This is a genomic window from Rhodothalassium salexigens DSM 2132 (genome assembly GCF_004341375.1).
Taxonomy (GTDB): domain Bacteria; phylum Pseudomonadota; class Alphaproteobacteria; order Sphingomonadales; family Rhodothalassiaceae; genus Rhodothalassium; species Rhodothalassium salexigens.
The window spans coordinates 22,201-35,762 of the sequence record NZ_SLXO01000003.1 but is presented as its reverse complement, the minus strand read 5'-3'; the positions used below and the strand labels follow the sequence as shown (position 1 = coordinate 35,762).

Genomic DNA, 13,562 nt, shown 5'->3' with positions numbered 1-13,562 from the left:
CCACGCCCGTGACAGCCAAGTCCAAGTCCCGCGGGTTGGGCCGCGGTCTGTCGGCCCTGATGACCGACCAGTCCGCCCAGGACGATGAGACTGCCGCGGCGGCGCGGCAGGCCGGGCCGGTGCGCACGGTCTCGATCGGCATGTTGAGCCCGAACCCGTTCCAGCCGCGGGTTCATTTCGACGAGTCGGCGATCGAGGAACTGGCCGCGTCGATGCGCGAAAAGGGCGTGCTGCAACCGCTTTTGGTGCGGCCGGTGCCGGGCGGTGGCAATGGCTACCAGATCATCGCCGGCGAACGGCGTTGGCGCGCCGCGCAGCGCGCCGGCGTCCACGACGTGCCGGTGGTCGTGCGCGAGATGGACGACCGCAGCGCGCTCGAACTGGCGATCATCGAAAACGTCCAGCGCCAGGAACTGACGGCGGTGGAAGAGGCGCGCAGCTACAAGCGCCTGATCGACGAGTTCGGCCATAACCAGGAAGCGGTGGGCCGCATCGTCGGTAAAAGCCGCAGTCATGTGGCCAATTTGATGCGGCTTTTGTCCCTGCCCGAGGCGGTTTTGCGCCGTGTCGAGGCCGGCGGCCTGTCGATGGGTCATGCCCGCGCCCTGGTCGGCGCCGACGAAGCCGGTGCGCTGGCCGAGCGGATCGAGCGGGAGGGGCTCACCGTGCGCCAAGTGGAACGGATGATCGCCGATGCCAAGGCGCCGCCGCCGGCCGAAGCCGACGCGGCTGCCGCGGCCGATAACGGTGTCGATGGTGCGGATCGGCCCAAGCGGCGCGGCAAGGCGGCGCCCAAGGACGCCGATACCTGCGCGCTTGAAGACGATCTGGCCGACGCGCTCGGGCTGTCGGTGACGATCACCCATGGGGGCGAGCGCGGCGGGACCCTGACCGTCAGCTATAAGACCCTGGAACAGTTGGACGATGTGTGCGGCCGGTTGATGACCGCGCGCGGCGGCGGTTTCTGATCTCCCGCTGCGGCGTGCGGGGCAATCGGCGGCGCGGCCGGCTGGCTCAAGCGCGCGGCCGGGCGCCGAAGATCGCCGTGCCGACCCGTACATAGTCGGTGCCGACCGCGGCGGCCACCGGATAGTCGCCGGACATGCCCATGGACAGCCGCGCGAGCCCGTGGCGCCGCGCCAGCTCTTTCAGGAAGGCGAAGTGAACGGCGGCGTCCTCCTCCACCGGCGGGATGCACATCAAGCCGTCGATATCCAGCTTCAAGTCTTCCCGGCAAAGCCTTATAAAATCAGCTAAATCACCGGGAAGGACGCCGCTTTTCTGAGGCTCTTCGCCGGTATTGACCTGGACGAACAGGCGCGGTTTGCGGCCCTGGGCGACCATCTGGTCACGCAGCCGGCGGGCGATCTTCTCGCGGTCGAGGCTCTCGATCACGTCGAACAGCGCCACCGCGTCGGCCACCTTGTTGCTTTGCAACGGCCCAAGCAGGTGCAGCGACACATCGGCAAAGCGCTCTTTCAGCGCCGGCCATTTGTCCTGGGCTTCCTGCACCTGGTTCTCGCCGAACACCCGGTGGCCGGCGTCGAGCAGCGGCACGATGCGCTCGACCGGGTGACGTTTGGATACTGCGACCACGGTGGGCAGCGGCTGGTCGACGCCGTGATGGGCGATCGCCCGGCGCATGGCGTCCTTGACCGCCGCAAGATTGTCGGCGACGGAGGAGCCCGACGGCGCCCCCGCCGGTGAAAGCGACTGTGAAAGCGTCTCGGGCATGACCGACCCCTTCTCGAAATCAGTTAGCGCATGGCGACGGCGCGCTCCGGTGACGCCAGCGCGGCGCCGGTGCCCTGCATACCGCCCGCAACCGGGCCCGGGCAAGACGGCGCTGAGCCGCGCCCTGCCCCGGCCGTTGAACGGTCCCGGCGCGGTGTCGATCTATGTGCTGGACCGGGGGCGCGACGGCGATCCGCTGGATGTGCTCGACCGGTTATCGCCGGGCACCTGGGTGATCTTGCGCGACTATGACCGTCTGGATCGGGCGGCCTGGGCGCGCACCGTTGCGGCGCGCTGCCGGCGTCGTCGTCTGGTGCTGCTGGTCGCCGGCGACGCGCGCCTGGCGCTGCGGGTCGGCGCCGCCGGGGTGCACCTGCCCCAAGGCTTGGCGCGGCTCGGTGGCGTCGCCCGTCTGCCGCTGCTGATCAGCGCGGCGGCCCACGATGCGGCGGCGATCCGGCGGGCGATGCGCATCGGCGCCGACGCGGTGCTGGTCTCGCCGGTGTTCGCCACCCGCAGCCATCCCGGCGCCCCGGGCCTCGGTCCGCATCGCCTCGCGCGGCTGTTGGCGCGGCATCGAGGCGCGCGCGGTGTGGCATTGGTGGCGCTTGGCGGGATCTCGGCGGCGACCGTGCGGCGCTTGCCGCCGGGCGTCGACGGCATTGCCGCGATCGACGGTTGGTCGGCCTGAGGCGCCGGGCGGTGCCGGCCCGGGGTCAGAAGCGCAGCTGGCCGCTCAGATAGAGCAGTTGGAACCGCTGGCGGTCGCTGAACGCGCGCCATTGCTGTCCATATTCAAAGTGTTGGACACCGCCGCTCAAGTGGAAACTGCGGGTTAGCTGGTAGGTCGCGCCCAATTCCATCTTGTAATAATTGATGTCGTCCACGAGCCCCGGCCCGCCGACGCCCAAGTCGTCCTGGCGAAACTCGCCCACCGAGATCGAGGTGGAGAAGTCGTCCCAGGAATAGCCGAGCCCTAAGTCGATGCCTTCCACATTGCCGGTGAACAGCGCGGTTTCGCGCATCACATTGGCGTCGAGGTTGAAGCCCCAATAGCCCAGCGACAGGCCCAGGCTGACGGTCTCGTCGAGCGGCGACAACTGGAAATCGAAGGCGCCGGCCGCGGTGCCGCCGCTGTTCGGGCGCTGCATCACCGCCGAGGTGACGGCGACGCTCAGACCGTCGGTGGCCGCGCTGCCGGTCAGGCCGTTGAAACTGATCCGGCTCGACGCGCCGGTGGTGGTCAGCCCGCCGGCGACGATCGGCCCGGGCGCGCCGCCGGCTTGCCCGCGCGGCGTGAAATAGAGCCGGGGCGTCAGGCCCGACACCGTGCCGTCGCCCACCGTGATGGTCGGTCCTGCCGGGGCGTTGTCGGCCGAGTCGTCGAAATAGAGAAAGCCGGGCTCCTTGGCATCGGGCGAGCCGTGGAGCGAATTGTCGAGCACGATCTCGACCGGCTTGGCGTTGGCGCCGGTGCGCGGATCTTCCATGGTCTCTTCCAGCGGCGCGATGGCTTGGCGATCGCCGGCGCTGGTCGACCCGGCATCGGGGGCGCTGGTCTGCGCCAACGCGGCCGAGCCGGGCTCGATCGCGGTCAGGAGCAACAGGGCGAGTGCCACGGCGCCACTCCGCCAGGGATTGGCCACATCGTCCCGCCTGCCTGTTCGTTCAAGCCCCAACATCGTGTCCGACCACTCTCGTCGACTGACCGCAACGCCCGATCCCATATCCCATCGCGCGCCGCCACAGGCCAAGTATAGTCAATGCCCCCTCACGGCAACAGCTTGGTGGAACGAGCGGTCCGGTTTTGCTCAGGGTTGTTGCATTTGCACACCGCTCGGCGCGTCGGTCCTGTTACGACGGCCGTGGCCCGGACCCTCTGGCCAACCCCGCATATCCCCGTTATACCGACCGGCAGTTACCATCGCATGATGTTTTGCGTTGCATTTTGTCGATCACCCAGACTCCGGAAGAGTGACCGTTTGATGACCACCCGCCGTTTCTTGGCGCCGCTTCTGGCCTGTTTCCTCGTTGCCGCGTGCGGAGGCGGCCCGACCGCACGTCAGGCGCCCGATCAGACCCGGGCGATCGGCGTCAACGGCCTGTTGTGGCGCGCCTCGCTCGACACGCTGTCGTTCTTGCCGCTGCTTGAAGTGGACAGCGGCTCTGGGGTGATCATCTCGGACTGGTACGTCAATCCCGATGCCCGGGACGAGCGGCTCAAGGTGTCGGTGTTCGTGCTCGACGAAGAGCTGCGCGCCGACGCGGTCAATGTGCGCGTGCTGCGCCAGACCCGCGACGGGACGCAATGGGTGAATGCCCCGGTGCGGGCGCAAACCGCGCTGGAGATCGAGGATGCGATCCTGACCCGGGCGCGCCAAATCCGCATCCAGTCGCTCGACGGCTGAGCGCGCCGCCTACGCCGCGTCCGATCCCATCCGCCGGCACCGCGCCTGTGCCGCCTGGTCCCCGTTAACAGACTGTGCCGACCATGACCCGATACAATCACAAAGTCGTCGAGGCGAAATGGCAGAAAGCCTGGGCGCAATCCCAGGTGTTCAAGACCCCGACCCGTTCGGACAAGCCGAAATACTATATCCTGGAGATGTTCCCCTACCCCTCGGGGCGCATCCATATGGGTCATGTGCGCAACTACACCATCGGCGACGCCCTGACCCGCTTCTATCGGGCGCGCGGCTACAATGTGCTGCACCCCATGGGCTGGGACGCGTTCGGCATGCCGGCCGAAAACGCCGCCATGGAAACCGGCGCCCACCCCGCCGACTGGACCTACGACAACATCGCGTCGATGCGCGAACAGCTCAAACAGGTCGGCCTGGCGATCGACTGGGATCGCGAATTCGCCACCTGCAGCCCGGAATATTATGGCAAGGAACAGGCGCTGTTCCTGGATTTCCTGGACCACGGACTGGTCTACCGGAGGGATAGCTGGGTCAATTGGGACCCGGTGGACCACACGGTCTTGGCCAACGAACAGGTGATCGACGGCAAGGGCTGGCGCTCCGGCGCGCCGGTCGAGCGGCGCAAGCTCACCCAATGGTTCCTGAAGATCTCCGACTTCGCCGAGGACTTGCTGGTCAGCCTCGACGATCTCGACCGCTGGCCCGACAAGGTGCGGACCATGCAGGCCAACTGGATCGGCCGGTCGCAAGGCTTGAGCCTGCGCTTCGCCTTCGACGGCCGCGACGGCGAGGTGGAGGTCTACACCACCCGCCCCGACACGATCTTCGGCGCCAGCTTCATCGCCCTGTCGCCCGACCATCCGCTGACCACCGAGCTCGCCGCCGGCGACGCCAAGCTCGCCGCCTTCGTCGAGGAATGCCGGCGCACCGGGACCTCGGAAGAAGCCATCGAGCGCGCCGAGAAGCGCGGCTATGCCACCGGCCTGTCGGTCCGGCACCCGTTCGTCGCCGGCCAGACCCTGCCCGTCTATGTGGCCAATTTCGTGCTCATGGACTATGGCACCGGCGCGATCTTCGGCTGCCCGGCCCACGACCAGCGCGACCTGGACTTCGCGCGCAAGTACGACCTGCCGGTGCGCCCGGTGGTGGTGCCGAGCGACGCCGACCCGGCCACCTATGCGGTCGGTGCCGAGGCCTATACCGGGCCCGGGCGGCTGGCCAATTCCGCCTTCCTCGACGGCATGACCGTGGAAGACGCCAAGGCTGAGGTGATCGACCGCGTGGAAGCGGCGGACCAGGGCCGGCGGACGGTCAACTACCGCCTGCGCGACTGGGGCATCTCGCGGCAGCGTTATTGGGGCACGCCGATCCCGATCATCCATTGCCCCGACTGCGGCGTGGTGCCGGTGCCCAAGGCCGACCTGCCGGTGACCCTGCCCAACGACGTGTCGTTCGACGAGCCGGGCAACCCGCTCGACCGGCACCCGACCTGGAAGCATGTGCGCTGTCCGAACTGCAGCGGCGAGGCCGAGCGCGAAACCGACACGATGGACACGTTCGTGGATTCGTCGTGGTATTTCCTGCGCTTCTGCGCTCCTGACGCCGACGCCCCCATCGACCGCGCGGCGGCCGGGTATTGGTTGCCGGTGGATCAGTATATCGGCGGCGTCGAACACGCGATCCTGCACCTGCTCTACGCCCGCTTCTTCATGCGCGCCTTGGAGGTGTGCGGCCATGTGGACGGCAAGGAACCGTTCGCCGGCCTGTTCACCCAGGGCATGGTCAACCATCTGACCTACCGCGACAGCGACGGCGGCTGGGTGTTCCCCCATCTGGTGCGCAAGCGTGACGACGGCAATCTGATCCGCTCCGACACCGGTGCTTCGGTGGCCGAAGGCCGGGTCGAGAAGATGTCCAAGTCGAAGAAGAACGTGGTCGACCCGGACGATATCATCGAACAATACGGCGCCGACACCGCGCGCTGGTTCATGCTGTCCGACAGCCCGCCCGAGCGCGACCTGCTGTGGAGCGAGGCCGGCATCGAAGGCGCATGGCGGTTCGTCCAGCGGGTCTGGCGCCTGGTCGCCGAGGCCGAAGACCTGGCCGAGCCGGGTAGCGCGCCCGATCCCGCCGACCACCCCTTGCGCCGGGCCACCCACAAGGCGATCGAGGGCGTCACCGGCGACCTCAGTGCTCTGCACCTCAACCGCAGCGTGGCGCGTATCTACGAGTTCGCCAATGCCATTTCGGCGGCGTCCGACGCGCCGGGCAGCGTGCGCCGCGAGGCGTTGGAGACCCTGGTGCGGCTGTGCGCGCCGATGATGCCGCACCTGACCGAAGAGTTGTGGCGCCAACTGGGCTATCGCACCCTGCTGGCCGAGACCGATTGGCCGGTGGCCGATCCGGCGCTGGTCCGCGAGGACACGGTGACCATCGCCTTGCAGGTCAATGGCAAGCTCAAGGACACCATCGAGGTCGACAAGACCCTCGACAAAGCGGCGCTCGAAGCTGCGGCGCTGGCCAATGGCAAGCTGAGCCGGGCGATCGCCGACAAGACCGTGCGCCGGGTCATCGTGGTGCCGGGAAAGATCGTCAATGTGGTGGTCGGCTGACCGCCGCGCCCGCCGGGGCTGGCGCGGCGCGCTCGGCGCCGGGCTTGTGGGCCTGACGCTTGCGGTCCAGGGCTGCGGGTTCACGCCCCTGCACGCCACCGGCGGCGGCCGGGTGGCGGCGTCGGCGGAACTGGCGCGCGTCGCCGTCGCCGAAATCGGCGACCCGGCCGGGTTGATGCTGCGCAACGGGCTGATCGACCGCTTGACGCCGGCCGGCTATGCCCGCGACCCGCGCTACGATCTGAGCGTCGCGCTGAGCGAGGATCGCGACCGCTACGGCTTGGAGGCCGACCGGGAAGTGACCCGCGAGCGGCTGCGCCTGACCGCGGTCTATCGGCTGGTCGACCGGCGCGACGGCGCGGTCCTGGTCAGCGACCGGGCGCGCGCCCAGATCGGCTATGACGTGGTGCAGTCGGACTATGCGCTGGTCACCGCGCGCGACGCAGCCCGTCGCCAGGCCGCCGAGCGGCTGGCCGACGACATCACCCGGCGGCTTTCCGTGGCCTTGAAGGACCGCGCGGAAGACATCTGATGGTCAAGGCAAATCGCGGTCAGATCACCTCGGCCCTGCGTGCCCTCGACCCCGGCTTTCGGGGCGTTCTGGTGTTCGGTCGCGACGAGGGGCTGATCCGCGAACGCGCCGACAAGATCGCCGCTCAGATCGTCGACGACCCGGGCGACCCGTTCCGCGTCGCCCGCCTCGGGCCTGACGAGGTCAAGGCCGACCGGGCGCGCATTGCCGACGAAATGGCCGCGATCTCGCTGATGGGCGGCCGGCGTCTGGTGCGCGTGGACAGTCCCGGCGACGGCGACGCGGACGCGGTGGCCAATGCGCTCGACGGGCCGGTGGGCGACAGCCTTTTGTTGCTGGTCGCGGGCGACCTCTCGCCGCGCTCCAAGCTGCGCAAGCTGGCCGAACAGCGCAAGGATGTGCTGGCGCTTGCCTGTTATCCCGACGAGGCCGCCGACCTGTCGGGCTTGATCGGCGAGGTCCTGGGGGCCGCCGGGCTCACCGCCTCGGCCGACGGGCGCGCCTATCTACTCGCCAATCTGGGCGGCGACCGCATGTTGTCGCGGCGCGAGCTCGAAAAACTGGCGCTTTACAAGGGCGACGGCGACGATCGCACGGTGTCGCTCGCCGACGCCGAGGCGTGCGTGGGCGACGGTTCGGCCTTGACCTTGAGCCAGATCGCCGAGGCGGTGACCGGTGGTGATGCGGCCGGGCTCGACCGCCGGATCGAACGCGCCTTTGCCGCTGGCGAGAACGCGGTTGCGATCCTGCGCACGGTGCAGCGGCGCTTGCAGCAGTTCCACCTGATGGCCGCGCATATGGAGGCCGGGCTCGACGCCAAGGCGGCGATGATGAAGCTGGCGCCGCCGCCGATCTGGAAAGACCGCGAGCGCATCGCCGCCGACATCCGCCGCTGGTCGGCGCCGCGGCTGAGCCACGCCCTGGCGCGCACCTTGAGCGCCGAGGTGCAGTGCAAGACCACCGGCCTGCCCGCCGAAAGCATCTGTCATCGCACCTGCATGGAAATCGCCCTGGCCGCGCGCCGGCCGCGCTGATCGGGTCGCCGTAGCGCCCCTCGGCCCCCCTCAGGGCGCGTCGATCACCATCATGCTGGCGGGCGTCAGCGCCGCCAGCAGGGCCAGCAGGTCGTCCCGGTCCATGGCCACGCAGCCGGCGGTCGGCCGGTCGGGCGTGTCGGTCAGGTGCAGGAAGATCGCACTGCCCCGCCCCGGCAGCGGCGGATCGTCATTGTAACCCAGCGGCACGATCAGGTCGTAGCGCCGGTCGCTGCGCCACAGCCGCTCGTGCGAGGCGGCCGGCGGGGTATCCAGCCGCCGGTTATAGGCCGGGTGGTCGGGCGCGTCGCACCAGCTCCACAGCTGGTCGAGCGCCGTTGTCGCCAGCGCGGTTTCTGGCCGCGTCAGCCGGTCGGCCCGGTAATAGAGCCGGCGCAGTGGCCAGCGCCCCGCCGGCGTCGCGCCGTCGCCCTCGCGCTTGGCGTCGGCCGCCACCACCCCGCCCCGGCCGAGCCGGCAGCGCGCGCTCAACGTTCGCCCGTCCGCCCCGACCCAGGCCACCCGACCGGCGCTGGCCCCCACGCCCTCGGCGCGCACCGACACCGCCCCAGGCGCAGGCTCGGACGCGGGACTGGGCGTGGGTCCGGGGTCGGGTGTGGTCACAGATAATGGCCCGTCTTGTCGCGCTTGGTGGCCAGATAGGCTTCATTATGGGGATTGGTGGCGAAGGTGTGGGGCACCCGCTCGACCACATCGAGCCCCAGCGCTTCGAGCCCCGCCACCTTGGCTGGGTTGTTGGTCAGCAGCCGGATGCGCTCCATGCCCAGGTCGCGCAGCATGGCGGCGGCGGGGTCGAACAGCCGTTCGTCGACGCCGAAGCCCAGGCGCAGATTGGCGTCCACCGTGTCGTGGCCCTGGTCCTGCAAGGCATAGGCCTTGAGCTTGGACATCAACCCGATGCCGCGCCCTTCCTGGGCCAGATAGAGCAGCGCGCCCCAGCCGACCGCGCCGATGCGCTGGATGGCGCCGCGTAACTGGTCGCCGCAGTCGCATTTGAGCGAGCCCAACAGGTCGCCGGTGAAGCATTCCGAATGCAGCCGCACCAATGGCACCGCAGCGCGGTCCGGCTGGCCGATCACCAGGGCGAAATGCTCCGGCCCGCCGTCGGTCGGGCGATAGCCGATCAGACGGCTGTCCGGGGCATGGGCCACCGGCAGCCGCGCCTCGGCGATGCGGTGCACCCGGCCCGGCCCGGTCTCTGCCAGCCGGGCGACCGCGTCCGCCTCCACCAGGGTCAACGCGGCGGCGCCGTCGGGCCACCGGTCGGGCGCCGGCCAGATCAGTGCTGCGGGCAACAACCGCGCGCGCTTCAGCAGGGTCAGGGCGGCCGCTTGCGCGCGATCGGCGTCGGCGTCGGTCGGTTCGGTGGTGAACGGCCCCTTGAGCGGCGTCGCCAGGTCGAGCGTGGCGTCGGCCAGCGCCGCCAGATCGAGGGCCGAACGGTCGGCGCGCGGCGCCAGGCGCACCGTTTCGTGCCCTTTGTGCTGGACCTTGAGCACGGCGGCGCGTTCGCGGGTGATCACCGGATGGGGCGGGCCGAGCCGGTCGCTCAGCGCGGCGAGCATGGCCGGATTGCCACTGCCCGCCGGCAGCATCAGAAGCTCGGCCGAGCCGGCGGTCACGCGCACCGGATACCAGCGACGCAGATCGTCCTGGGCCCGGGCGACCCGGTGCATCAGGGCGGCGTCGGCGCCGAACGGGTCGGCGGTGGTGGACCCGGACCCGGCTTGGCTGCGCGGTGTGTCGGGGTCGGAGGCGCTGGTGGGCGGACTAGCTTTTACCATTGGTTTTGATATGTACTATCAGGGGGAGCGGTTTGCACAGGGATAACGGGTCGATTGGATGGGCGCCAAACGAATTCTGCTGGTCGACGATGACGAGGATCTGCGCGGCGCGCTTGCCGACCAGTTCGGGCTGCTGGACGAATTCGCCACCGACGAGGTGGCCTCGGGTGGTGCGGCGCTCTCAGCGATCAAGCAGACCAGCTTCGACCTGATCCTGCTCGACGTGGGCCTGCCCGACTTCGACGGCCGCGAGGTTTGCCGGCTGATGCGCAAGGCCGGTGTGGCGAGCCCCATTGTCATGCTGACCGGCGCCGACACCGACGCCGACACCATTCTGGGCCTCGACGCCGGCGCCAACGACTATGTGACCAAGCCGTTCGCGTTCAGCGTTCTGCTGGCCCGTATCCGCGCCCATCTGCGCCAGCACGAACAGTCCGAAGACGCGGTGTTCCAGATCGGCCCCTATGCCTTCAAGCCAGCGTCGAAGATGATGGAACGCCAGGGCGGCGACCGGCCGATCCGGCTGACCGAGAAGGAAACCGCGATCCTGAAATATCTGTTCCGGGCGGCGGGCAAGGCGGTGTCGCGCGAGGAATTGCTCAACCAGGTCTGGGGCTATAACGCCGGGGTCACCACCCACACGCTGGAAACCCATGTCTACCGCCTGCGCCAGAAGATCGAGGACAACCCCGCCAAGGCCCAGATCCTGCAAACCGAGCCGGGCGGATACCGCTTGAACCGGCAGCGATAAGGCCCTGGTCAGGCAGTCAATTCGTCGATCAATCGGGTCAGGAACCGGTCGCAGGCGTCAAGCTGGTCGAGGCGCACATATTCGTCCGCCTTGTGGGCCTGGGCGATCGAGCCGGGGCCGCAGACTACCGACGGAATGCCGGCGCGGTGTTGGAACAAGCCGGCCTCGGTGGCGAACGATACCGCCTGGGTGTGGTTGGCGCCCAGAAGCCGCAAGACCAGTTCGGTCGCCGGGCTGTGGTCCAGCTCGCTGAGCGCCGGCGCGTCCGCCTCGACCGCGAAGGCGATCGCCGCTTCGGGGGCGGTGGCGCGCAGGCCGGGCAACAAGTCGGTCTCGGCGAAGGCTTGGGCGGCGGCCAACGGCGCGTCGGCGTCGGCGCCCGGGACACTGCGATATTCCCACAGCACCGTGGCGTGGTCGGCGATGATGTTAACCGCGCTGCCGGCGTCGATGCGGCCCACATTGAGCGTGCTGTGCGGCGGCTCGAACCCCGGCGCCGGTGGTGCGGCGGCCAGGTCGCGCGCCAGATCGTCCAGGAACGCCGCGAAACGCCCGGCGGCCACGGCGGCGTTGGCGCCGGCGGCGGGGGCCGACGAATGACCGGCGCGCCCGGTGATCTCGGTGCGCACCACCCGGATGCCCTTGTGGCCGGTGACCGCGGTCATCTCGGTGGGTTCGCCGACGATGCACAGCGCCGGCGGCGTGGCGAGCCCGGCCAGGTGGTCGACCAGGCTGCGCACCCCGGCACAGCCCACCTCCTCGTCATAGGAAAACGCCAGATGAAGGGGCCGGGTCAGGTCGGCGGCGACCATCTGCGGCACGCGCGCCAGCACCAGGCCCAGAAACCCCTTCATGTCGCACGCCCCGCGGCCATAGAGCCGGCCGTCCGCGACCCGGGCGGTGAACGGGTCGGCGGTCCAGGGCTGGCCGTCCACCGGCACCACGTCGGTATGGCCCGACAGCAGCACGCCGGGCCGACCGGCGGCCACCGGGTCGCGCGGCCGGATCGTCGCCAGCAGATTGGCCTTGGGCTCGTGGGCGTGGCGGAACAGCGCCACCTCGGCGCCGGCGCGGCGCAGATGGTCGTCGAGAAAGTCGATCAACTCGGCATTGCCGTCGCGGCTGACGGTCGGGAACGCGATCAGCGTCGCGATCAGGTCGAGGGCGTGTTGCGACGGCATCGGGCCGGGCCTCCTTGGTCGAGCGTGCGGTTCAGCCGCGCCAGAAGGCCGGCGTGAACAGCACCAGCACGGTGAACAGATCGAGCCGGCCGAGCAACATGGCGAAGCTGAGCAGCCATTTGGCGGCGTCGGGCAGGTCGGCGAAGGTGCCGGTGGGGCCGATGGTGGCGCCGAGCCCCGGGCCCACATTGGACAGCGAGGTGACCGCGCCCGACACGGCGGTCAGATAGTCGAGCCCGACGGCGGCGAGCGCCACGCTCATCACCGACAGGCTGGCCATCAGCAGAAAGAAATAGGCCATCACCGATTCGGTGATCGAGGCCGAGATCGGCTTGTTCTGAAACTGCGGCGTGAACAGGCCGTGCGGGTGCAACAGCCGCCGGGTCCAGGCGGTCAGGGCCGAGACGATCACCTGCCAGCGGAAGATCTTCACCCCGCAGGTGGTCGAGCCCGCGCAGCCGCCGATCAGCATGACGAACAAGATCGCGGTGAGCGCGAAGCCGCCCCACTGGCCATAGTCCATGGACGCGAACCCGGTGCCGGTGAGCATGGAGATCATGTTGAAGCTGCCGTAGCGCAGCGCGTCGAACAGCGGATAGTCGCGCGACAGGTGCAGCCACAGCGTGGTGGCGGCGATGATGGTGATCACCACGACGATGAACGCCCGCGCCTGGGCGTCGCGCCAGAACACCTTCGGCCCGGCCTTGAGAGCCAGCAGGTAGAGCGTGAACGGCAGGCCGCCCACGACCATGAAGCAGACGATGATCGCTTCGATGGTGGCGCTGTCGAAATGGCCGACCGAGGCGTCCTTGGTGGAAAAGCCGGCGGTGGCGATGGTGCTCATGGTGTGGGCGACGGCGTCGAACGCGGGCATGCCGGCCCACCACAACAGGCCGAAACAGATCAGCGACAGGCCGGTGTAGATGCCGCCGATCCAACCGGCGAAGGCGGCGGTGCGCGGCAGGGTTTTCTCCGACGCATCGGACGATTCCAGGCGGAACAACTGCATCCCGCCCACCTGCAAGAGCGGCAACAGCGCCATGGCCATCAAGATGATGCCGACCCCGCCCAGCCATTGCAGCATCGCCCGCCACAAAAGGATGCCGCGCGGCAGATCGTCGAGCCCGGTGATCACCGTCGAGCCGGTGGTGGTCAGGCCCGACATGGCCTCGAAAAACGCATCGGTGAACGACAGCGCGATGTCGGCGCGGACCAGCGGCACGGCGGCAAACAAGGGCAGCACCACCCAGGCGGCGGTGACCAGGATGAACGCCTGGCGCCGGTCGATGGCGGTGCTCGATCCGCGAAAGCCGAGCGCCAACAGCCCGCCAACCAGAAGCGTCAGCGCCGACGAGCCCAGAAACACGGTCCAGTTGGCGCTGCCATTGACCGCGTCGACCGCCGCCGGCACCAGCATGGTGCCGCCGAGCAGCAGCAGCAAAAGCCCCAAGACATAGGCGACAATACGCAGATCTGGCACGGGCCGGGCC

At 69.2% G+C, this 13,562-nt stretch carries 13 protein-coding genes; 7 read left to right on the top strand and 6 right to left on the bottom strand.

Annotated elements, in window-relative coordinates; translation table 11 throughout:
• Positions 1–8 precede the first annotated feature (8 nt).
• Positions 9–968 (top strand): ParB/RepB/Spo0J family partition protein, encoded by a 960-nt coding sequence (locus tag EV659_RS04740; protein WP_200287335.1) that lies wholly within the window; start codon positions 9–11, stop codon positions 966–968.
• A gap of 46 nt (positions 969–1,014) precedes the next feature.
• Here EV659_RS04740 and EV659_RS04735 read toward each other — a convergent pair whose 3' ends face one another.
• Positions 1,015–1,734, bottom strand: coding sequence for a YggS family pyridoxal phosphate-dependent enzyme (locus EV659_RS04735; RefSeq protein ID WP_132707720.1), 720 nt, complete (start codon positions 1,732–1,734; stop codon positions 1,015–1,017).
• 49 nt (positions 1,735–1,783) lie between these two features.
• Here EV659_RS04735 and EV659_RS04730 point away from each other — a divergent pair, with 49 nt between their 5' ends.
• Positions 1,784–2,425 carry a thiamine phosphate synthase gene (locus EV659_RS04730; protein WP_200287336.1) on the top strand — a complete coding sequence of 214 codons (642 nt, stop codon included), beginning with the start codon at positions 1,784–1,786 and terminating at the stop codon, positions 2,423–2,425.
• Between the two features lie 25 nt (positions 2,426–2,450).
• Here EV659_RS04730 and EV659_RS04725 read toward each other — a convergent pair whose 3' ends face one another.
• On the bottom strand, positions 2,451–3,353 hold the full coding sequence (locus EV659_RS04725; protein WP_132707718.1) for a hypothetical protein: 903 nt from the start codon (positions 3,351–3,353) through the stop codon (positions 2,451–2,453).
• A gap of 366 nt (positions 3,354–3,719) precedes the next feature.
• On the opposite strand from EV659_RS04725, the gene EV659_RS04720 reads away from it, so the two are divergent.
• From EV659_RS04720 to holA, 4 genes are all read left to right on the top strand, one after another.
• Positions 3,720–4,142: a DUF3576 domain-containing protein gene (locus EV659_RS04720; RefSeq protein ID WP_132707717.1), complete on the top strand. Its 423-nt coding sequence runs from the start codon at positions 3,720–3,722 to the stop codon at positions 4,140–4,142.
• Between the two features lie 83 nt (positions 4,143–4,225).
• Positions 4,226–6,769 carry a leucine--tRNA ligase gene (gene leuS / locus EV659_RS04715; protein ID WP_132707716.1) on the top strand — a complete coding sequence of 848 codons (2,544 nt, stop codon included), beginning with the start codon at positions 4,226–4,228 and terminating at the stop codon, positions 6,767–6,769.
• Positions 6,753–7,301 (top strand): LPS assembly lipoprotein LptE, encoded by a 549-nt coding sequence (gene lptE, locus EV659_RS04710; protein WP_132707715.1) that lies wholly within the window; start codon positions 6,753–6,755, stop codon positions 7,299–7,301. The genes leuS and lptE overlap by 17 nt, the downstream gene beginning before the upstream one ends.
• Positions 7,301–8,335 carry a DNA polymerase III subunit delta gene (gene holA, locus EV659_RS04705; protein ID WP_132707714.1) on the top strand — a complete coding sequence of 345 codons (1,035 nt, stop codon included), beginning with the start codon at positions 7,301–7,303 and terminating at the stop codon, positions 8,333–8,335. Before lptE ends, holA begins: the two co-directional genes overlap by 1 nt.
• A gap of 30 nt (positions 8,336–8,365) precedes the next feature.
• Here holA and EV659_RS04700 read toward each other — a convergent pair whose 3' ends face one another.
• Both EV659_RS04700 and ribA read right to left on the bottom strand, forming a co-directional pair.
• Positions 8,366–8,959 carry a L,D-transpeptidase family protein gene (locus EV659_RS04700; protein WP_200287337.1) on the bottom strand — a complete coding sequence of 198 codons (594 nt, stop codon included), beginning with the start codon at positions 8,957–8,959 and terminating at the stop codon, positions 8,366–8,368.
• On the bottom strand, positions 8,956–10,140 hold the full coding sequence (gene ribA, locus EV659_RS04695) for a GTP cyclohydrolase II (protein ID WP_200287338.1): 1,185 nt from the start codon (positions 10,138–10,140) through the stop codon (positions 8,956–8,958). Before ribA ends, EV659_RS04700 begins: the two co-directional genes overlap by 4 nt.
• Before the next feature lie 58 nt (positions 10,141–10,198).
• Between ribA and EV659_RS04690 the strand changes: the two genes are divergently transcribed.
• Positions 10,199–10,891 (top strand): response regulator transcription factor, encoded by a 693-nt coding sequence (locus EV659_RS04690; protein WP_132707713.1) that lies wholly within the window; start codon positions 10,199–10,201, stop codon positions 10,889–10,891.
• Between the two features lie 8 nt (positions 10,892–10,899).
• Here the strand turns inward: EV659_RS04690 and argE are convergent, their stop codons facing one another.
• Both argE and EV659_RS04680 read right to left on the bottom strand, forming a co-directional pair.
• Positions 10,900–12,072, bottom strand: a complete 1,173-nt coding sequence (gene argE / locus EV659_RS04685) for an acetylornithine deacetylase (RefSeq protein WP_132707712.1) — start codon at positions 12,070–12,072, stop codon at positions 10,900–10,902.
• 31 nt (positions 12,073–12,103) lie between these two features.
• Positions 12,104–13,552 (bottom strand): TrkH family potassium uptake protein, encoded by a 1,449-nt coding sequence (locus tag EV659_RS04680; RefSeq protein WP_132707711.1) that lies wholly within the window; start codon positions 13,550–13,552, stop codon positions 12,104–12,106.
• Positions 13,553–13,562: the final 10 nt, after the last annotated feature.

What these genes read in the sequence shown, in the direction of transcription:
- lptE (WP_132707715.1), top strand. Translation starts at nt 6,753, where the DNA reads ATGTGGTGGTCGGCTGACCGCCGCGCCCGCCGGGGCTGGCGCGGCGCG.
- ribA (WP_200287338.1), bottom strand. Translation starts at nt 10,140, where the DNA reads ATGGTAAAAGCTAGTCCGCCCACCAGCGCCTCCGACCCCGACACACCG.
- holA (WP_132707714.1), top strand. Translation starts at nt 7,301, where the DNA reads ATGGTCAAGGCAAATCGCGGTCAGATCACCTCGGCCCTGCGTGCCCTC.
- EV659_RS04720 (WP_132707717.1), top strand. Translation starts at nt 3,720, where the DNA reads ATGACCACCCGCCGTTTCTTGGCGCCGCTTCTGGCCTGTTTCCTCGTT.
- leuS (WP_132707716.1), top strand. Translation starts at nt 4,226, where the DNA reads ATGACCCGATACAATCACAAAGTCGTCGAGGCGAAATGGCAGAAAGCC.
- EV659_RS04690 (WP_132707713.1), top strand. Translation starts at nt 10,199, where the DNA reads ATGGGCGCCAAACGAATTCTGCTGGTCGACGATGACGAGGATCTGCGC.
- argE (WP_132707712.1), bottom strand. Translation starts at nt 12,072, where the DNA reads ATGCCGTCGCAACACGCCCTCGACCTGATCGCGACGCTGATCGCGTTC.
- EV659_RS04735 (WP_132707720.1), bottom strand. Translation starts at nt 1,734, where the DNA reads ATGCCCGAGACGCTTTCACAGTCGCTTTCACCGGCGGGGGCGCCGTCG.